Annotated in this window: 12 protein-coding genes and 1 rRNA gene; 10 read left to right on the forward strand and 3 right to left on the reverse strand. The window is 53.2% G+C overall.

Translation table 11 applies throughout. The features are described 5' to 3' along the window. The 6 genes from rrf to aceK form a co-directional block, all read left to right on the forward strand. Positions 1-98: ribosomal RNA gene (rrf, locus tag QWJ20_RS12510) — 5S ribosomal RNA — on the forward strand; the annotation flags it as partial. A gap of 117 nt (positions 99-215) precedes the next feature. Further along, positions 216-587 carry a YjaA family stress response protein gene (locus tag QWJ20_RS12515; protein WP_120358800.1) on the forward strand — a complete coding sequence of 124 codons (372 nt, stop codon included), beginning with the start codon at positions 216-218 and terminating at the stop codon, positions 585-587. Between the two features lie 138 nt (positions 588-725). Then, positions 726-1,655 (forward strand): homoserine O-succinyltransferase MetA, encoded by a 930-nt coding sequence (metA, locus tag QWJ20_RS12520; RefSeq protein ID WP_433992669.1) that lies wholly within the window; start codon positions 726-728, stop codon positions 1,653-1,655. A gap of 283 nt (positions 1,656-1,938) precedes the next feature. Then, a complete protein-coding gene (aceB, locus tag QWJ20_RS12525; protein WP_433992670.1) occupies positions 1,939-3,537 on the forward strand; it encodes a malate synthase A in 1,599 nt (532 codons plus the stop codon). 31 nt (positions 3,538-3,568) lie between these two features. Next, complete coding sequence (gene aceA / locus QWJ20_RS12530; RefSeq protein WP_109411574.1) at positions 3,569-4,876, forward strand: isocitrate lyase; 1,308 nt, start codon at positions 3,569-3,571, stop codon at positions 4,874-4,876. Positions 4,877-4,925: 49 nt separating this feature from the next. Then, the gene (gene aceK, locus QWJ20_RS12535) at positions 4,926-6,701 is read left to right on the forward strand and encodes a bifunctional isocitrate dehydrogenase kinase/phosphatase (RefSeq protein ID WP_433992840.1); all 1,776 of its coding nucleotides are present in this window, start codon (positions 4,926-4,928) and stop codon (positions 6,699-6,701) included. Between the two features lie 273 nt (positions 6,702-6,974). Here aceK and iclR read toward each other — a convergent pair whose 3' ends face one another. Next, positions 6,975-7,805 (reverse strand): glyoxylate bypass operon transcriptional repressor IclR, encoded by an 831-nt coding sequence (gene iclR / locus QWJ20_RS12540; RefSeq protein WP_039462458.1) that lies wholly within the window; start codon positions 7,803-7,805, stop codon positions 6,975-6,977. A gap of 316 nt (positions 7,806-8,121) precedes the next feature. On the opposite strand from iclR, the gene metH reads away from it, so the two are divergent. Beyond that, positions 8,122-11,805 carry a methionine synthase gene (gene metH / locus QWJ20_RS12545; RefSeq protein ID WP_433992671.1) on the forward strand — a complete coding sequence of 1,228 codons (3,684 nt, stop codon included), beginning with the start codon at positions 8,122-8,124 and terminating at the stop codon, positions 11,803-11,805. Positions 11,806-12,404: 599 nt separating this feature from the next. Here the strand turns inward: metH and QWJ20_RS12550 are convergent. Further along, positions 12,405-13,424 carry an IS110 family transposase gene (locus tag QWJ20_RS12550; protein WP_275208354.1) on the reverse strand — a complete coding sequence of 340 codons (1,020 nt, stop codon included), beginning with the start codon at positions 13,422-13,424 and terminating at the stop codon, positions 12,405-12,407. A 363-nt stretch (positions 13,425-13,787) separates the two neighbouring features. On the opposite strand from QWJ20_RS12550, the gene QWJ20_RS12555 reads away from it, so the two are divergent. Next, complete coding sequence (locus tag QWJ20_RS12555; protein WP_095700734.1) at positions 13,788-14,744, forward strand: helix-turn-helix transcriptional regulator; 957 nt, start codon at positions 13,788-13,790, stop codon at positions 14,742-14,744. Positions 14,745-14,935: 191 nt separating this feature from the next. Beyond that, a complete protein-coding gene (gene foxA, locus QWJ20_RS12560) occupies positions 14,936-17,044 on the forward strand; it encodes a ferrioxamine B receptor FoxA (RefSeq protein ID WP_433992672.1) in 2,109 nt (702 codons plus the stop codon). A 71-nt stretch (positions 17,045-17,115) separates the two neighbouring features. Here foxA and QWJ20_RS12565 read toward each other — a convergent pair whose 3' ends face one another. Beyond that, a complete protein-coding gene (locus QWJ20_RS12565) occupies positions 17,116-18,570 on the reverse strand; it encodes a DASS family sodium-coupled anion symporter (RefSeq protein ID WP_433992673.1) in 1,455 nt (484 codons plus the stop codon). A 306-nt stretch (positions 18,571-18,876) separates the two neighbouring features. On the opposite strand from QWJ20_RS12565, the gene QWJ20_RS12570 reads away from it, so the two are divergent. After that, positions 18,877-20,523 (forward strand): Na/Pi cotransporter family protein, encoded by a 1,647-nt coding sequence (locus tag QWJ20_RS12570; RefSeq protein ID WP_039320606.1) that lies wholly within the window; start codon positions 18,877-18,879, stop codon positions 20,521-20,523. The last annotated feature ends 36 nt before the right edge of the window (positions 20,524-20,559 follow it).

Consider the following 20,559-nt stretch of genomic DNA (forward strand, 5'->3'; position numbering starts at 1 on the left):
GTGGTCCCACCTGACCCCATGCCGAACTCAGAAGTGAAACGCCGTAGCGCCGATGGTAGTGTGGGGTTTCCCCATGTGAGAGTAGGGAACTGCCAGGCATCAAATAAGTGGAAAGCCTCTGTCGAAAGACAGGGGCTTTTTGCTATGGGGAATTTGGGTGGATTTCACCGTTTGTACGTCGAAACCCATACGGAATAATAAATATAGGGAAATAAATGACGATCTTATATATCCAGATCCGTAAGAATAAAATGGTTGTGCGTAATCCTGAGACGCATCAGGAAGTAAGTGACTCTAGCCAGGTTTTTAGTAATTCACGCTTATTGGTTGCTGACTTTTTTCGTGCAGAGAAGGTTCTTCAGGATTTAGCCCACAAATTTATCAAACGTGGCTGGTTTACATTCGGCCAGGATGTGCTGGTTATGCATGCGCTTGAAATGAACGAAGGGGGGCTATCACAGGTTGAAGAACGTATTCTTCTGGAAATAACTGTTGCGGCTTCACCGAGAGCACGGCTGATTATAATAGAACACTCCCGGGTGTTGGTTGATGCGGAAGTGATTGAGCTGGCAAGGAAAAAAAGATAAAGCATGTGGCGCGTTCTCTGGACACAGTGAAACATTTTCACCTTATGCGCTGAGCACTCGACATTAGTACAAAAACTCGCTATCTTCGGGCATCTGGATGTCTAAACGTTTAAACGTATGCTTTGAGGATATAAGGTTATGCCAATTCGGGTTCCTGATGAGTTACCAGCTGTCAATTTTCTGCGGAATGAGAACGTCTTTGTGATGACGTCCTCGCGTGCTAAAACGCAGGAAATTCGCCCCCTCAAAGTGCTGGTGCTGAACCTGATGCCTAAAAAGATCGAGACTGAAAACCAGTTTCTGCGCCTGTTATCCAATTCCCCCTTACAGATCGATATCCAACTGCTACGTATCGATAGCCGCGAGTCGAAGAATACGCCGGCTGAGCATTTGAATAACTTTTACTGTAATTTCGACGATATTCAGGACGAAAATTTTGATGGCCTGATTGTGACTGGCGCACCGCTGGGATTGGTTGATTTCTGCGATGTTGTTTATTGGCCACAGATCGCACGTGTCATCGAATGGGCAAAAGAGCATGTTACCTCCACATTGTTTGTGTGTTGGGCTGTGCAGGCTGCTCTCAATATCCTTTACGGTATTCCCAAGATGACCCGCAAGGAAAAGCTATCCGGCGTTTACCTACATCAAACGTTGCAACCTCATGCGTTGTTGACACGCGGCTTTGATGAAACATTCCTGGCACCACATTCACGCTATGCGGATTTTCCGGCCGATGTAATTCGTCAGCATACGGATTTAGAGATTCTGGTTGAGTCTGAGCAGGCTGGAGTCTACCTGTTTGCCAGCAAGGATAAGCGTCTGGCGTTTGTTACCGGACACCCAGAGTATGATGTTTTGACGCTCGCAGGCGAGTTTTTCCGCGATTGCGATGCTGGATTGGATCCGGCCGTTCCGGTGAATTATTTCCCCAATGACAACCCTGAATTGGCACCGAAAGCGAGCTGGCGTAGCCACGGTCATCTGCTTTTTGTTAACTGGCTGAATTACTATGTTTACCAGATTACGCCTTACGATTTACGCCGGATGAACCCTACGCTGGACTAACCCATTCCCCTTCTTTTCTCTAAGGCACCTTCAAGGGTGCCTTTCTTTTTTGTGCTGAACCCTTTCATTTCTGTTGGTTAGTGAAAGTCATTTCTCTTCCTTTTTGATTTTAATTTTCATTTTTATCATGATGTTACTTTCTGTTTTTAATTAAAATGGAAATTGTTTTTGATTTTGTTTTTTATTGTATTACGCTTAATCCTGTCGGCTAAGAAATGTACATACTGGTTTGCCGATTTGGCGGTTGTTGATAAATGAAGCGGAATCTGAAAAGGAACCACGAATGATGCAGCAGACGATAAACAGAGAATTGGCCTTTAGTCAGCGTTTTGGCGAAGGTGAGAAGCAAATTCTTACGGAAGAAGCGATTGATTTCTTAACGGAGCTGGTCGCGCATTTCACGCCAGCCCGTAATCAATTACTCGCCGAACGGCAGGTACAACAGCGTAATATCGATCAGGGTAAGTTGCCTGATTTTATTTCAGAAACAGCTTCCATTCGTGATAAGGCATGGACAATACGCGGTATTCCCGATGACCTTCAGGATCGTCGTGTTGAGATTACCGGTCCGGTCGAACGCAAGATGGTGATCAACGCATTGAATGCCAACGTGAAAGTATTCATGGCGGACTTTGAGGATTCGTTGTCACCGAGTTGGGAAAAGGTGATCGACGGTCAAATCAATTTGCGTGATGCCGTACGCGGTACGATTTCCTATATCAATGAAACAGGAAAAATCTACCAGCTGAAACCCAATCCTGCCGTATTGATTTGCCGGGTACGCGGTTTGCATTTGCCTGAAAAACACGTGTCCTGGCAGGGAGAAGCGATTCCCGGCAGCCTGTTCGACTTCGCGCTGTATTTTTTCCACAACTATCAGGAGCTGCTGAAGAAAGGTAGCGGCCCTTATTTCTATCTGCCTAAGACCCAATCATGGCAGGAAGCGGCCTGGTGGAATGATGTCTTCTGCTACACGGAAGATCGCTTTGACCTGCCGCGCGGGACGATCAAAGCGACAGTATTGATTGAAACGCTGCCTGCCGTTTTCCAGATGGACGAAATTCTCTATCACTTACGTGACCATATCGTTGGGCTGAATTGCGGCCGCTGGGATTATATCTTCAGCTATATCAAAACATTAAAGAACCACAGCGATCGCGTCCTACCTGACCGCCAGTCGGTGACGATGGAAAAACCGTTCCTTAGTGCTTATTCGCGGCTGTTGATCAAAACCTGTCATCGCCGTGGCGCGTTCGCCATGGGCGGGATGGCGGCGTTCATCCCAAGTAAGGATGCGGAACGCAATAACTGGGTGTTGGATAAGGTACGTAAAGACAAAGAGCTGGAAGCTCACAATGGTCATGACGGCACTTGGGTGGCCCATCCTGGGCTGGCCGATGCGGTGATGGAGGTGTTCGATCGGGCGTTAGGCGAGCGTAAAAATCAGCTCGAAATCAGTCGTGAACACGATGCGCCCATCCGTGCAGAAGAGTTGCTTGAGCCTTGCCCGGGAGAGCGTACGGAAGTGGGGATGCGCGCGAATATCCGTGTGGCGGTGCAGTACATCGAAGCATGGATATCCGGCAATGGCTGCGTCCCGATTTATGGGCTGATGGAAGATGCGGCAACGGCAGAAATTTCCCGTACCTCAATCTGGCAGTGGATTCGCCACGGCAAGACATTGAGCGATGGCCGTGTGATCACCAAAGCGCTGTTCCGCCAGATGCTGGCCGAAGAGATGTTTGTGATTCAAGAGGAGCTCGGTGATGCCCGTTTCAGCGGAGGGCGCTTTGATGAAGCTGCGCGGCTGATGGAGCAAATCACCACGCAAGATGAGTTGATCGACTTCCTGACGCTACCTGGCTACGCATTGCTTGATTAATCCTGACTGATAATAAAAAGGAACCTCTGCTATGACGACCTCTCGTACCCAACAAGTCCAGCATATCGAAAAAGAGTGGAAAACCGCCCGCTGGGAAGGTATTACGCGCCCCTACAGCGCAGAAGATGTGATTAATCTACGGGGATCGGTGAACCCGGAATGCACGCTCGCGCAGCTCGGCGCGGCAAAGCTATGGAACCTACTGCATGGTGACTCTCGCAAAGGCTATGTGAATTGCCTGGGCGCGCTGACGGGAGGACAGGCTTTACAGCAGGCGAAAGCGGGCATCGAAGCGATTTATCTTTCCGGCTGGCAGGTGGCGGCGGATGCCAATCTGGCGTCCAGCATGTATCCCGACCAGTCGCTCTACCCAGCGAACTCCGTACCTGCGGTGATTGAACGCATCAATAACACCTTTCGGCGTGCCGATCAGATTCAGTGGTCGAATCGCATTGAGCCGGGCGATAAGCGTCATACTGACTACTTTCTGCCGATTGTTGCGGATGCGGAGGCGGGGTTTGGCGGCGTGCTGAATGCGTTTGAGCTGATGAAATCGATGATCGAAGCGGGTGCTGCTGCGGTTCACTTTGAGGATCAGCTGGCATCGGCGAAGAAATGCGGGCACATGGGGGGAAAAGTACTGGTGCCGACGCAGGAAGCCATTCAGAAACTGGTTGCGGCGCGTTTGGCGGCGGATGTCTTGGGTGTGCCGACCTTACTGGTTGCGCGAACCGATGCGGATGCGGCGGATTTGCTGACTTCCGATTGCGATGAATATGACCGTGATTTCATCACCGGAGAACGTACGGTGGAAGGCTTTTATCGTACGCGTGCAGGGATCGAGCAGGCAATCAGCCGTGGTCTGGCGTACGCACCGTATGCCGATTTGGTGTGGTGCGAAACCTCAACGCCGGATTTATCGCTGGCGCGTCGTTTTGCTGAGGCTATCCACGCGAAGTTCCCCGGTAAGCTGCTGGCGTATAACTGTTCCCCTTCCTTTAACTGGAAGAAGAATCTGGATGACAGCACGATTGCACGTTTTCAGGACGAGCTGTCGGCGATGGGCTACAAGTACCAATTCATTACGCTGGCTGGCATTCACAGCATGTGGTTCAACATGTTTGACCTGGCGCACGCCTATGCACAGGGCGAGGGGATGAGGCACTACGTAGAAAAAGTGCAGCAGCCTGAATTTGAGGCGATTAAAGATGGCTATACCTTCTCATCGCATCAGCAGGAAGTGGGTACCGGCTACTTCGATAAGGTGACGAACATCATTCAGGGAGGCGAGTCTTCAGTGACGGCGCTGACGGGATCGACGGAAGAACAGCAGTTCTGATCCTAACCCGGTCAGTGTTCGGCTGGCCGGGTTTCATCGGGAGATCATGATGACGCGTGACCTTGAAAAGCTGGTGGCGCAGACGATCCTGCAAGGGTTTGATGCGCAATATGGACGTTTTCTCGAAGTGACGGCGGGTGCGCAGCAGCGCTTTGAACAGGCTGACTGGCCTGCCGTACAACAGGCAATGAAACAGCGTATTCACCTATACGATCACCATGTTGGTCTGGTGGTCGAACAGCTGCGCTGTATTACCGGTATCCGCTGCGATGATGCAGATTTTTTGGCATGCGTGAAGCATATCTATACCCGCTTACTGCCGGACTATCCACGTTTTGAAATTGCTGAGAGTTTCTTTAATTCTGTCTACTGTCGGCTGTTTAACCATCGGGAACTGACGCCTGATAAGCTGTTTGTTTTCAGCTCTCAGCCTGAACAACGCTTTCGTGAAATTCCCCGGCCTATCGCCAAGACGTTTGTGCCCACTGACGGCTGGCAGAACATGTTGGAAAAGCTGCTGAGCGATGTGCCGCTGCGTTTACCGTGGGAAGACTTGCCGCGTGATATTGGTTATATCACTGCGTATTTGCAGCGCACTTTCTCAGCGGAGCAGCTTGCGCAAGCGACGTTACAGCTGGCTAATGAGCTGTTTTATCGTAATAAAGCGGCCTGGTTGGTGGGAAAACTGTCGCTCCCTGACGGTGTTTTTCCGTTCCTGCTGCCGATTCACCACAACGAACGCGGGGCGCTATTTATTGATACCTGCTTAACCAGTCAGGCAGACGCCAGCATTGTGTTTGGTTTCGCCCGCTCTTACTTCATGGTGTATGCCCCGTTGCCGTCGGCGCTGGTAGCCTGGCTGCGGGACATTTTGCCGGGGAAGACAACGGCGGAGCTGTATCTGGCCATCGGCTGCCAGAAGCACAGTAAAACCGAGTATTACCGCGAGTATCTGCACTACATTGCCGAATCAGAAGAGCAGTTTATTATCGCGCCCGGCGTGAAAGGTATGGTGATGCTGGTGTTTACGCTGCCTTCGTTCGATCGCGTATTTAAGGTCATCAAAGATCGCTTCGCGCCGCAGAAAGAGGTAAGTGCAGAGCGGGTAATGGCGTGCTATCAGCTGGTGAAAGAGCACGATCGCGTGGGGCGCATGGCGGATACGCAGGAATATGAAAACTTCGTCATCGATAAGCATCGTATCAGTCCAGAATTGCTGGATGAGCTTTGGCGTGAGGTACCGGAAAAGCTGGAAGATCTGGGCGATCAATTGGTGATCCGACACTTGTACATGGAACGCCGAATGACGCCGCTGAACCTCTATCTGGAGCATGCAAGCGCACAGCAGCTGCACGATGTGATTGAAGAATACGGCAATGCCATCAAACAGCTGGCTGCGGCGAATATTTTCCCCGGCGACATGCTATTCAAGAATTTCGGCGTCACACGTCATGGACGAGTCGTCTTTTATGACTACGATGAGATTTGCTACATGACTGAAGTGAATTTCCGCAAAATTCCGCCACCGCGTTACCCAGAGGACGAACTGGCCGCCGAGCCGTGGTACAGCGTCGCGCCGAATGACGTGTTTCCCGAAGAATTTCCGCATTTCCTGTGCAGTGATCGCCACATTCGCACGCTGTTTGAGGAAATGCACGGTGATCTGTTTTGCGCGGATTACTGGCGAGCATTACAGCAGCGTATCAGAGACGGGTACATTGAGGATGTTTACGCCTACCGACGCCGCAAGCGTTTCAGTCAGCGTGCTGAGCCGCTATACACCACAACTGAGAATGACTCTGGCCTTTGTCGTTATCCGGCGTAAAAAATTATGCTGAGGAGATAGCAGGCTTAGGATGAGCCGCAGGACGCGGCGAAAGCTTGCGCCACGTAGGGAACGTGTCGCAAGCGGTCCGTTAAGCCTGATACCGACGAAGGCACCGCGTCAGCGGCATAATTCCCGCCGAAAGCCTGGGTACACAGGGCGGCGGCGACTGAGCGCCCTGTGTCGGGCGCGTGCTACGACGTAGCATGAAAATAACGGTATTATTGCGCACGAAACCTTCCCACAGTCTGCATAAACATGCGCCTAAAAGGCTTATAACCCGCTGTATTCCTGCATGACCTGCTTCGCGGCTTTGATCACCAGTGCGCCGAGTTCCGTGACGCGGTCGTCCGTTATGCGTGATACGGGGCCGGAGATGGAAATGGCGGCGAACGCTTCATGATGTTCATCCAGAATACAGGCCGCGATACAGCGTAATCCCAGCGCGTGCTCTTCGTCATCAAACGAATAGCCCTGTTTGCGAATCAGAGACAGGTTTTCTTTCAACGCTTGTGGCGAGCTGAAGGTATGTGGCGTGTAGCCGTGCAGCCCTTTCTTGTGCAGCAGTTGAGTGACCTGAGCATCGGGTAAATGCGCCAGAAACGCTTTCCCTGCACCCGAAGCATGCATTGGCAACTTACCGCCGATCGGTGCGGACATGCGCATCAGCGCCGTACACTGTACCTGATCGATGATGATCGCCTGGCTGTCGGTCTGATCGAGCACGGCCAGATTGACGGTTTCACCAGAATCTTCCATTAACTTGCGTACTATCGGATGCACAATCGCCAGCAGGTTGCGGCTTTGCAGAAAGCTGCTGCCGACGATAAACGCGTGTGAAGCAATCGTCCACAGCCCCAAGTCGCCAACCTGACGCACAAAGCCCTGTTGCTGCATGGTGGTGAGCAGACGGTGGGTCGTGGAATTCGGTAAACCGGCCTGCTGAGCGAGATCGGTTAGCGCCACGCTGCCGTTGGCTTTGGCGATATATTCAAGCAGCGTCAGGCCACGGGTCAGCGACTGAACCTGCCCAGTTGGCTGTGCGGCGGTGCCTGCGCTGGCTCTGGGTTTTTTCCCGCGTTTAGCTGGCTCTGGTGGCGTCATGGCGTCGATTCCTTTTTATGGTAATGGAATTGATTTTCGTTTTTTTACCGCAGAATGCAACTCTTCTTTCTCTGCGCTTTTTATCGGCAAATGACCTGAAAAAGTCTCATGCTACACCGCGTTAGCGTGCTCATAACTTATGCTAGGATATACCCGTCATACTCCAAGCTGCATGTGCGTTGGCTTCTCTTACTCACCCCAGTCACTTACTGATGTAAGCTCCTGGGGATTCGTGCGATTGCCGCCTTCCTGCAACTCGAATTATTTTGGGTAGAGACACAACATATCGTATTTATTGGCCGGGAATGGGGTTCGCGTGAGTAATCGGGTAGACGAATTGCGGCGTCAGTTGGCGCAACGCATTATGGTGCTGGATGGTGGTATGGGAACCATGATCCAGGGTTATCGCCTGGAGGAAGCAGATTATCGCGGCGAGCGCTTTGCTGACTGGCCGAGCGATGTGAAAGGGAATAACGATCTGCTGGTGCTGACCAAGCCTCAGGTGATTAGTGAAATCCACGACGCCTATCTGGAAGCCGGTGCCGACATTCTCGAAACCAACACCTTCAACGCCACCACCATTGCAATGGCGGACTATGATATGCAGGCGTTGTCGGCGGAAATTAATACCGTTGCTGCACAGCTGGCGCGTGCTAGTGCGGACAAATGGACGGCCTTAACGCCGGATAAGCCGCGTTATGTTGCCGGAGTGCTCGGCCCGACGAACCGTACCGCGTCGATCTCTCCCGATGTTAACGATCCAGCGTTTCGTAACGTTAGTTTTGATCAACTGGTGGAAGCGTATCGCGAATCGACACGCGCACTGATCGCGGGCGGCGTCGATCTGATCATGATCGAAACCATCTTCGATACGTTGAATGCCAAAGCGGCGAGTTTCGCGGTAGAAAGCGAGTTTGAAGCCTTAGGGATCACACTGCCAGTGATGATTTCCGGCACGATCACGGATGCGTCAGGGCGTACGCTATCCGGTCAGACAACAGAAGCGTTTTACAACTCCTTACGCCATTCCCGCCCGCTATCTTTCGGCCTGAACTGTGCGCTGGGGCCGGATGAACTGCGTCAGTATGTCGCTGAACTGTCACGTATTTCAGAATGCTATGTGAGTGCGCACCCGAACGCAGGGCTGCCCAACGCCTTTGGAGAATACGATCTGGATCCGGCCGATATGGCGAAGCATATCGGCGAATGGGCGCGATCCGGTTTTCTGAATATTGTCGGCGGCTGCTGTGGATCGACACCTGCGCATATTGCCGCGATGGCAAAAGTGGTGGAAGGCGTGCCGCCACGCAAGCTGCCGGAGATTCCGGTGGCCTGCCGCCTGTCTGGTCTGGAACCGCTGAATATCGATGCCAACACGCTGTTTGTTAACGTTGGGGAGCGGACGAATGTCACCGGCTCCGCACGTTTTAAGCGTCTGATCAAAGAAGAAAAATATAACGAAGCGCTGGACGTCGCCCGTCAGCAGGTGGAAAGCGGTGCGCAGATCATCGACATCAATATGGATGAAGGCATGCTGGATGCGGAAGCGGCGATGGTCCGTTTCCTGAATCTGATTGCTGGTGAACCGGATATTGCCCGTGTGCCGATCATGATCGACTCCTCTCGGTGGGAGGTGGTTGAGAAGGGGCTTCAATGTATTCAGGGCAAGGGAATTGTTAACTCGATTTCCATGAAAGAAGGCGTTGAGGCCTTTGTGCATCACGCCAAACTGGTTCGGCGCTACGGTGCGGCTGTGGTGGTGATGGCGTTTGATGAAGTCGGTCAGGCCGATACCCGCGCACGTAAAATTGAAATTTGTAGTCGGGCGTACCGCATCCTGACGGAAGAAGTCGGTTTCCCACCGGAAGATATCATTTTCGATCCGAATATTTTTGCTGTGGCAACGGGGATCGATGAGCACAACAACTACGCGGTGGATTTCATCGAAGCCTGTGCAGACATCAAAGCGCAGCTGCCGCATGCGATGATCTCCGGCGGCGTATCCAACGTTTCCTTCTCATTCCGCGGTAACGATCTGGTGCGTGAAGCGATCCACGCCGTCTTCCTGTATTACGCGATCCGCAATGGTATGGACATGGGGATCGTGAACGCCAGCCAGTTGGCGATCTATGACGATCTTCCTGTTGAACTACGCGATGCCGTTGAAGATGTGATCCTTAACCGTCGCAGCGATGCCACCGAGCGTATGCTCGATCTGGCGGAAAAGTATCGCGGCAGCAAAACGGAAGATGAAGGCAGCAAAACGCAGGCGGAGTGGCGCGGATGGGACGTGCGGAAGCGTCTGGAATATTCGCTGGTTAAAGGAATTACCGAATTTATCGAGCTGGATACCGAAGAAGCGCGCCAGCAAGCGACGCGGCCGATCGAGGTGATTGAAGGCCCGCTGATGGACGGCATGAACGTGGTCGGCGATCTGTTCGGCGCGGGGAAAATGTTTTTGCCGCAGGTGGTGAAATCTGCCCGTGTGATGAAGCAGGCGGTGGCCTACCTCGAACCTTATATTGATGCCAGTAAAGACAAAGGCTCGTCCGCTGGGAAAATCCTGCTGGCGACGGTAAAAGGCGATGTCCACGATATCGGCAAGAATATTGTCGGCGTGGTGCTGCAATGTAACAACTACGAGATTATCGATCTGGGCGTGATGGTGCCGACGGATAAAATCCTGAAGACCGCGCGTGAAGAGAATGTCGATATTATCGGGCTGTCTGGGCTGATTACGCCGTCGCTGGATGAAATGGTCAACGTGGCGAAAGAAATGGAGCGTCAGGGCTTTACGCTGCCGCTGCTGATTGGTGGCGCGACGACGTCTAAAGCACATACCGCCGTGAAGATTGAGCAGAACTATAGCGGCCCGACGGTCTACGTGCAGAATGCCTCGCGCTCTGTGGGCGTGGTATCAGCGCTGCTGTCCAGTGCGCAATATGACGACTTTGTTGTACGTACCCGTAAAGAGTACGAAACCGTGCGTATTCAGCACGCGCGTAAAAAGCCGAGAACGCCACCGGTGACGCTGGAAGCGGCTCGCGCTAACGCCTCCGATCTGGACTGGGAAAATTATACACCGCCGGTTGCGCATCGGCTGGGTGTTCAGGAAGTGACGGCCAGTATTGAAACGCTGCGCAACTACATCGACTGGACGCCGTTTTTTATGACCTGGTCGCTGGCCGGGAAATATCCCCGCATTCTGGAAGATGAGGTGGTGGGTGAAGAGGCTAAGCGCCTGTTTGCCGATGCCAACGCGATGCTGGACGATTTGTCCGAACGCGGTGCGCTGAATCCGCGTGGCGTGGTTGGCTTATTCCCGGCGAACCGCGTTGGGGATGACGTCGTGATTTATACCGATGAATGGCGTGAAACGGTGCTGTCAGTGAGCCACCATCTGCGTCAACAGACGGAAAAAACCGACTTCGCGAACTACTGCCTGTCCGATTTCGTGGCACCGAAGTCCAGCGGTAAGCCGGACTATCTCGGGGCGTTTGCGGTGACCGGTGGACTGGAAGAAGATACGTTGGCCGACCAGTGGGAAGCTCAACATGATGATTACAACAAGATCATGGTGAAGGCGATCTCCGACCGTCTGGCGGAAGCCTTTGCGGAATACCTGCATGAGCGTGTGCGAAAGGTCTACTGGGGCTATGCGCCGAATGAGAACCTCAGTAATGAGCTGCTGATCCGCGAGAACTATCAGGGCATCCGTCCTGCGCCGGGTTATCCGGCTTGCCCTGATCACACGGAGAAAGTGCAAATCTGGCAGTTGCTGGATGTGGAAAAGCATACTGGCATGAAGCTCACCGAATCCTATGCTATGTGGCCGGGCGCGTCGGTATCCGGCTGGTACTTCAGCCACCCGGACAGTAAATACTTCGCCGTCGCGCAAATCCAGCACGATCAGGTAGAGGATTACGCGGTGCGTAAAGGGATGGATGTGAGCGAGGTGGAACGCTGGCTGGCGCCGAATCTAGGTTATGATGCAGATTAAGAGGTTGAGTAAGTAGCTTACAATATTGCTGCCTGAATTATGCATTGTCGGGGGGCGTTTCGGGCGTGATGAGCCACATGATTTCTCTGTGGCGCTCGCACCACGCCCGCTCAGGGCGCTCAGTCGCCGCCGCCCTGAGAACCCAGGCTTTTTGGCGGAAATTATGCCGCTTTGCGGTTCCTTCGGCATTCGAGAACGCTAATCGTGCCGCTAGTGACGCGATTACTCGCCCCATAAATGGGACTCGCCCTTCGGGTCAGCACAAGTGCTGTTCAAAAACGTCTTTGACGTTTTTGTCCGGCGCGCAGCACTAGCTTTCGCAGCGTATATGGACGCTCCCGGTTGAACAAGGCATTTTTCAGCAAGATGTAAAATCGGTAACTGCAGGCATATATCCGGTTTCTGATGAGGCTTCTGCGCCCCGAACCATGATGAAATCCGCCAGGTGAGAACCAAGCATCCACTACGGGCTATCGTGCCCATCGGCGAACCGGTTTACCTCACCTGCGGTCTTACCTGTTTTGCCATCTTTTTGATTACACCTGCAATTCCGGACTGCGTTTTACCCTTTGTGAACCCCAGCAAAGACTGAGCGGTACTCAGGCTACCGCAGGGGGGCGATATTCGGTTTCATGGACCAGCATCGACCACAGTATCCGCGCTGTTTTACTCGCCTGTGCCACTACTGCAACATTGTAATTTTTGCGTTTCAGCAATCCGTCGAGCCACCGCATGTCTTCCCTGTGTCGCTCAATCACGGAAGCGACTGCCCGGGCTCCGTGAACCAGAAGATAACGGAAGTAACCATCGCCCCGTTTGCTTATCCGCCCCAGATGCTGTTTGCCTCCGCTGGAATATTCACGCGGTGTCAAACCCATCCAGGCTGAGAACTGTTTTGCACAGCTGAATTGCTTTCCGTCACCCACTGATGCGACCAGATACGTCGCCGTCAGCAGTCCGACGCCGGGCACTTTTGTCATGCGTTTACAGGCTGCCTGTGTTTCGGCCCATGACTTCAGTTGTTGTTCGATAAGCTCCAAATGGTCATCCAGCGCATCAATATGCGCGATCTGCCGTAATGCGCTGGCACGAACGAACGGGGATAGCTCATTTTCTCCGTCTTCAAGAATTTCTGGAACGCCCTGCTTCAGCGCTTTTCTGCCTGTTGCCATCACAAAACCAAACTCGCTCAGCATGGCCCGCAAGCTGTTCGTACAGGCGACCCGTTCCCGGATAATGATATCCCGCTCCGTATGAAGGGCGAGTACAGCCTGCTGGTCAACGGTTTTGACCTGAACAAAACGCATATTGGGCCGAGTAACGGCTTCGCAGATGGCTTCCGCATCCGTCGCATCGGTCTTGTTGGTTTTGACGTAAGGCTTGACGTACTGCGGTGGCATCAGCCTGACCTGATGGCCGTGGCGGATAAACATGCGGGCAAAATGGTGGCTGGATGAACACGCCTCCATCCCAATAAGACAGGGTTCGAGACGGATAACGAACTCAGCAAACTTTGCCCGCGAGAGTTTCTTTTTCAGAACGGTCTGGCCGGTGTGATCGACACCGTGAAGAACGAAAACGTTTTTTGCCAGATCGATACCAAGGGTAGATACTTGCATTTGGACGCTCCTTCTTTTGAGATTTGACACTCAAACTTTGGCACATCTGATGCCGTAAAGATGGAGCGTCCATCTCATTATCCATGCGGCTCACACGGCGTCCTCGCTCGCCTCAGCATAATTTTTAACGCCACTTGAAAAGCAAAACCGGTTAGGACGCAGATGTTTTCTACTTCTTAGCCTGTCGCCATGCAAGATCGATTGTGATGAGAATAGTTATCAGTCTTATTGATGAGATTTCATGGTAATGGTAAGGTGAGCACCAATTAAGCAGAAAGCATTTTTCTGTCTTCATTCCACGCATTCCCGCTAACCGCTGGCCTGATTCTGGGCGTTAAACAGGATGAGGGTATCTTCCCGCTCATGCTAAAACGACTCTTTTCCATTGAGGATTTCTTCGACATCGGTGAACGTTACGGGATTGATTACCACTTCCCGCAGCTGTCGTCCTGCCGTGAGCGCGCGAAAGAAAAGCGTATCGTGGTGCAGGGTGACGTCGAAGAGATGACGCTATCCTCTGGGATTTGCCTGACGAATTCCAACGTGCAGGTGTTGCAGCCTTACGAATCGACGTCGTTGCACTGCTGCCCGTTTTATACGCTGGTGGTGCTGGAAGGTCGCGTTGCGCTGCGCCTGAATGGCAAGGAATTTGTTGTTCGGTCTGGTATGGCATTCAGCACCCGGCTGGGTGACCCGTTAGTCATGAACGCCAGCCACCTCGCGGACTGTCATCTTCGCACCGTATCACTGGGTATTTTCCCCACCACTTTTGCTTTGGATCCACTGTTAGGCTCGCTGCTTAATGAGTGGGAGCAGGGCGGTAATCCGACATTTTTATGGCAGGTTCCCGGCTATTTATTATCTGGGTTGCAGCATGCGCTGGAAAACACCGTGCCGGGATTATCGCGCCAGCTGATGCTGGAAGGCGTGATGCTACAGCTGCTAGGGCAAGGTCTGTCATTCGGACAACGTGGGGGAGAGCGGCGCGTCTTACCTCCGCCCGGCGAGCAGGATCGGCTGGAGAACGTTCGACGGCTTCTGGCGCAACAGCCTGAAAAAGAGTACACCCTCAATGAATTGGCGCAGCTGGCCGCGATGAGCACCAGTAGCCTGCGCACCAAGTTTCGTCAGGCGTATGGCCATTCGGTCTTTGACTATCTGCGCGATTGCCGTCTGGAACTGGCTCGGCGCTATCTGTTGCAGGGATACAGCGTTCAACAGGCGGCCTGGATGTCGGGCTACCAGCACGCAACCAACTTTGCCACGGCTTTTCGGCGGCGTTACGGCATGGCACCGAGCGATGCGCGCATGGTCAGCTAGCGTTTCCTTTCTTATCACTCTCCTGAGCCTTATTTGTGCCAGATATTGTCACTTGGCTACCCGCTTGACGCTTTCTCGCTGAGTTCCCGTTTTGTCATTGCGCATACACAAGTTGTCACTGCGCATAGCTATCGCAAGACTAAAAACGGTAATAATTCTTATTTACAATAATAAGGTCTGTGGAGATTCCCATGTTCAGAAAAACGCGGCTGGCGCTGGTGGTTGGCTGTTTCACCAGTGGATTAACGGTGTCGGCACTGGCGCAGGATACGCCATCCTCTTCTTCTCAGGGCGATACGTTAGTCGTGACGTCTCAAACGCAGCGCGGCGCGACTAAGCTGGAAACGCCCGATATCGAGACTCCTCAGGCCGTTTCTATCATTACGCGCGACCAAATTCAGGAACAAGGTGCGACCAGCGTTCGTCAGGCGGTCGGCTATACGCCGGGCGTATACAACAACCAAATCGGCGCGTCCAACCGCTTTGACTACATGGTGCTGCGCGGCTTTTCCGACGGCAGCCTCGATAACGTCTATCTCGACGGGCTGAAGATGATGGGGGATACCAACTCCCATAGCTCGCTGGTTATCGATCCCTGGTTCCTCGACAGCATTGAAGTGGTCAGAGGCCCGGCGTCCGTACTCTATGGCCGTTCTTCTCCGGGTGGGATTGTGGCGCTGAATTCCCGTCAGCCGTCGTTCGATCGCAGCGGACAGATCAAACTGTTTGCAGGTAATAATGCACAGCGCGGTGCGGCGTTTGACGTTACCGGTCCGCTGGATGATGACGAGCGTTTTGCGTTCCGTCTGGGCGGGATGGTGCGTGAGGCGGATACTCAATTTGGACCGCTGAAAGAAGAACGCTATGCGATTGCGCCTAGCCTGCTGTGGCGGATTTCCGACAAAACTCGTCTGGAGTTGATGGCGTACCTGCAACGCGATCCTGAAGGCGGCAGTCACTCGGGTTTGCCGTATGAAGGCACGGTGGTCGCGCACAACGGGCGGAAAATCTCGAACACCTTCTATGAAGGGGAAGAGAACTATGAGAAATACGACCGTAAGCAAAACATGGTGGGATACAACGTTGAGCATGGTTTTGATAGCGGCTGGGCAGTGCGCCAAAAAGTGCGTTATCTGCGTACCAAAGTGCATTTGGATCAGGTGTACGCCTATGGCTGGACGCAGCCGACCGCTGATACGTTGACCCGCTATTACTCCGGTTCCCGCGAGTCGCTGTCTGCGCTAACGTTAGATAATCAGCTCGATGGCAGCGTGGATACCGGTGCGGTGAACCACCGTCTGCTGGTGGGGATTGATTATCAACAACGTCATAATGATGTGGATTGGCCTTCGGGTTCCTTCCCGGCGCTCGACGCGTTTAATCCCGTTTACGGTTCCGGTCCAACGGCCATGTCCGGCACGCTGGAAAAACACAAGCTGCAACAGACGGGGATCTATCTACAAGATCAAATGAGCTGGGAGCGTTGGCGTTTAACGTTGGGCGGTCGTCACGATCAGGTAAAAATCACCACTATCAATAAAAATAGCGGTGACCGTGGTGAGCTGGATGAGAATAATTTTAGCTCACGTGCCGCATTGCTCTACCTGTTTGATAATGGCTTTGCGCCTTATGTGAGCTATTCCACGGCCTTCACGCCAACCAGCTTTGCTGATGCGAGTGGCAACATCCTTGAACCGATGAAAGGAAAACAGTGGGAAGCGGGCATGAAGTATCAGCCGGAAGGATCGCAAAACCAGTATAGCCTGTCAGTATTCCGTATTAATCAGAAAAATGTCGCGACGAAGAATCAGCCCAGCGATCCGTATCGTTCCATCGGTGAAATTGAATCGGAAGGCGTGGAGCTGGAGGCTGTGAGTCATATCACCGAAAACCTTCGTTTGCAGGCGGCCTATACCTATACGGATATCCGCTATAAGAAGAGTGATGATGTGAATGAACAAGGCCGACGTGCGGTTTACGCACCGCGTAATCAGGCTAGCGCCTGGGCTAGCTATGATGTCAAAAGCGGTCCGCTGGACGGACTGACGATTGGCTCCGGCGTGCGTTACGTGAACGGTGTGACCTCCGATCGTGCCAACACCCACACGCTGCCTTCTTATACGCTGGTGGATATGGCGGTGGGATACGATCTCTCGAAGGTCGGTCTGAAAGGGCTGAGTGCGCAGCTTAACGTCAATAACCTGACCGATAAACGCTACGTAGCAGCCTGTAACTCGCTGGAGTTCTGCTACTTCGGTGCGGAGCGCAGCGTGGTCGGCAGCGTCTCTTATTCGTTCTGATCGCGCGTGTTGCGACAATGAAACGAAAGCCGGGGAAACCCGGCTTTTTCACATCTTATGTGAACTAACGATCAATACAGGCCAATCGCTTTCCACCACAGCAGACCCGCGCTCATGAAGATCGCCTGATTCACCAGACTGACGACGAAACCGGTGCGCCACCACACCGCGGTGGGTACGTAGCCCGCGCCGAACAGGATGGGGCCGCGAGCGTGGGTATATTGCGTCAGTGAACAGTACAGGCTGCTGGTAAACGCCAGCATGAATGCCATCGGCACTGCTGGAATATTCAGGTTGATCCCGACACTGAGGAACACGGCAAAAAGTGCGGCGATCTGCGCGTTGCCGCTGGCAAAGAAATAGTGGGTGTAGAAATAGGCCGCATTCAGCAGCAGCAACACCAATACCCAGCTGGTTCCCTGCATCAAGTGACCGATGTTGCTGCCGATGAGATCGCCAAACCAGTTGGTGAAACCGAGCTTTTTCAACTGATTCGCCATCATCAGTAGGGCGGCGAACCAAATCAGCGTATCCCAGGCTCCTTTCTCGCTCTTCACGTCTTCCCAGCTCAGTACGCCGGTTAGCAGCAGGAAAGACAGCCCGACGAACGAGGCGGTCGTGGCATCCACGCCTAATTTATCGCCAAAAATCCACAGCACCAGCAGCAGGACAACAGTGAATGCCATCAGCCATTCACCGCGGCTCATGTTGCCCATTTTTGCCAGTTCGGCGACGGCCAGTTTTGGTGCATCTGGCGTATGGCGAATTTCCGGCTTGGTCAGCCAGTAGACGAGCAGGGGAACAACCGCCAGAGAAATCAAACAGGGCACGAGCGCTGCCAGAAACCAGCTTCCCCACGTGATGGTCACGCCCGCGTTGGCGGCGAGCTTCACTGCCAGCAGGTTGCCGGTGTAAGCAGTCATAAACAGCGCCGCCGTCACGTCGTTAACGTTACCGATGCAGGTAATCAGGAAGGTGCCAATCTTACTGCGCGAGGCATCTTCCGGTTTGGAGTCGAAGCTGCGCGACAGCGAATCGGCAATGGGATAAATAATCCCGCCGCAGCGTGCGGTGTTGCTCGGCATTGCGGGGGAAAGCACCAGATCGGCAAAGGCCAGACCGTAAGCCAAACCCAGCGTGCGTTTTCCCAGCATGCGGATCATCTGCAAGGCGATGCGGCGACCCAGCCCTGTTTTGATAAAGCCACGGGCGATCATGAAGGCGACAACAATCAGCCAGATCAACGAGCTGTTCAGGTCGCTGAGCGCGGTTTGTATCGCACCGCTGGCCGTTGTATCTCCCGCAGCGTACGTCAGCGCAAAGAGCGTGATACTGATAATACCGATAGCCCCAATCGGGAGAACATTCGCGACAATGCTCACGATCGTGGCGACGAAGAGGACGGCGGAGTGCCAGGCTGCGGGGCTTAAGCCAGTTGGGGGTTCCATGTGCCAAAAAGAGGCGGCGATGGCGAGAATAATGATTAGCGGAAGCCAGTTCAGTCCATATGAGGTTTTCGTTTTCATCCATTTTCCTTACTCGAGGGCTGCAAGATTGTGCAGCGTTATAACCCATAAGAGTTATAGGGATAAAAAGAGCATAGCGCTAACCGGGAAAGGCGTGAGGCAAAATTATGGGCTTATTGATTTGGATTCTGTTTTTTAAATATTGTCAGTTAAGTAATTTTTATACGTCATTGACCGCTGCACGATTTTGCTTTGGCGCGGGCTGCCTCGCAGTACGGTCCGCCAACATCTGGTAAGATGGTCGTTCATTACGTCATCAACACATTCTATTTCATCAACACACGTTTAGCTGGAGGCGAGGACTTTTTGTTAACACTGCTGAATCTCCTTTCTGCGATTGCGTTACTGGTGTGGGGCACTCACATTGTCCGTACCGGTATCATGCGGGTTTATGGCACCCAGTTACGGCGGGTTCTCAGCGATAGCGTTGAGAAAAAACCGTTGGCTTTTATGGCCGGCATTGGCGTAACCGCGCTGGTGCAGAGCAGCAATGCGACCGCGTTGCTGACGACCTCTTTTGTCTCACAGGGGCTGGTGGCATTAACGCCTGCGCTGGTGATTATTCTCGGGGCGGATGTTGGTACGGCACTGATGGTGCGAATTCTGACTTTCGATCTGTCCTGGCTTTCTCCGCTGCTGATTTTCCTGGGCGTAATATTTTTCCTTAGCCGTAAGCAGACGCGGGTGGGTCAGGTTGGTCGCGTGGCGATTGGGCTCGGGCTGATTTTGCTGGCGCTGGAAATGATTGTCGTGGCCGCGGCTCCGATCACGCAAACGTCGGGCGTGAAAGTGCTGTTTTCCTCGTTGACGGGCGACGTCATGTTGGATGCACTGGCTGGCGCGTTGTTCGCGGTGATTACCTATTCCAGTCTGGCAGCGGTGCTGCTAACGGCAACCTTGACGGCAAGCGGTGTAATTTCGCTGGAAGTGGCGATGTGTCTGGTCATTGGTGCCAATCTGGGCAGCGGATTACTGACGATGATGAGCACCTCGACGCAGAATGCAGCAGGCCGACGCGTGGCGCTCGGCAGCATGTTGTTCAAGCTGATAGGCTGTTTGGTCGTACTGCCGCTGGTTGAACCGCTTTCGCGCTGGCTGACGCGTATTCCGTTAAACGCCGAAGAGCTGGTCATCTACTTCCACCTGTTCTACAACCTGATTCGCTGTCTGCTGCTGATCCCGCTCACCGGCGTGGTGGCGCGGCTGTCCTGCGCGATGATTGCTGACTCGCCGCAAGTCGATCTCCAGATGAAACCGCGCCATCTCGATACCAGCTCTCTGGATACGCCAGCGCTGGCATTGACCAACGCCGCGCGGGAAACGCTGCGCATTGGCGATGTGCTGGAGCAAATGCTGCGTTTGTACCGCGAAGTGTTGCAGGGCGACCATATGCAGCGGCGTGAGATTCGTCGACTCGATGATGATGTCGATATCCTTTACACCGCGATTAAGCTTTATCTGGCGCAGATTCAGAAAGACGGATTGGATGAGCGAGATTCCCGGCGCTGGGCAGAAGTGATTGAAGTGGCGCTGAATCTGGAGCAGGCGGGAGATATTATCGAACGCATGGCAGATGACATTGCCAATCATTCCTCTGGTGTACGCATGGCGTTTTCCGCGCAGGGTCTGGAAGAGTTGAACCATCTGCATGAACAGCTGCTGGCGAATTTGCGTCTGGGGCTATCGGTTTTCCTGTCGGAGGATGTCACCAGCGCGAAACGCCTGCGCCGTGCCAAACACCGTTTCCGCATTATGAACCGCCGTTATGCCCATGCGCATGTCGACCGCTTACATCAGCACAACGTACAGAGTCTGGAAACCAGTTCGCTTCATTTGAGCTTACTTGGGGACATGAACCGACTGAATTCACTGTTCTGTGCGGTAGCGTATAACGTCTTGATTGTGCAACAGGATGGGGACGAAGAGCGCGAAGAATCACCGCTGACGTTATGACAGAATCTTGTGGGGGAGGTTTCCCCCACAAGATAG

It is taken from the genome of Pectobacterium sp. S5 (genome assembly GCF_051707265.1).
Classification (GTDB): Bacteria; Pseudomonadota; Gammaproteobacteria; order Enterobacterales; family Enterobacteriaceae; genus Pectobacterium; species Pectobacterium polare.

Coding starts and splice junctions, on each gene's coding strand:
- aceB (WP_433992670.1), top strand. CDS start 1,939: ATGATGCAGCAGACGATAAACAGAGAATTGGCCTTTAGTCAGCGTTTT.
- metA (WP_433992669.1), top strand. CDS start 726: ATGCCAATTCGGGTTCCTGATGAGTTACCAGCTGTCAATTTTCTGCGG.
- QWJ20_RS12565 (WP_433992673.1), bottom strand. CDS start 18,570: ATGAAAACGAAAACCTCATATGGACTGAACTGGCTTCCGCTAATCATT.
- QWJ20_RS12555 (WP_095700734.1), top strand. CDS start 13,788: ATGCTAAAACGACTCTTTTCCATTGAGGATTTCTTCGACATCGGTGAA.
- aceA (WP_109411574.1), top strand. CDS start 3,569: ATGACGACCTCTCGTACCCAACAAGTCCAGCATATCGAAAAAGAGTGG.
- QWJ20_RS12515 (WP_120358800.1), top strand. CDS start 216: ATGACGATCTTATATATCCAGATCCGTAAGAATAAAATGGTTGTGCGT.
- iclR (WP_039462458.1), bottom strand. CDS start 7,805: ATGACGCCACCAGAGCCAGCTAAACGCGGGAAAAAACCCAGAGCCAGC.
- foxA (WP_433992672.1), top strand. CDS start 14,936: ATGTTCAGAAAAACGCGGCTGGCGCTGGTGGTTGGCTGTTTCACCAGT.
- QWJ20_RS12550 (WP_275208354.1), bottom strand. CDS start 13,424: ATGCAAGTATCTACCCTTGGTATCGATCTGGCAAAAAACGTTTTCGTT.
- aceK (WP_433992840.1), top strand. CDS start 4,926: ATGACGCGTGACCTTGAAAAGCTGGTGGCGCAGACGATCCTGCAAGGG.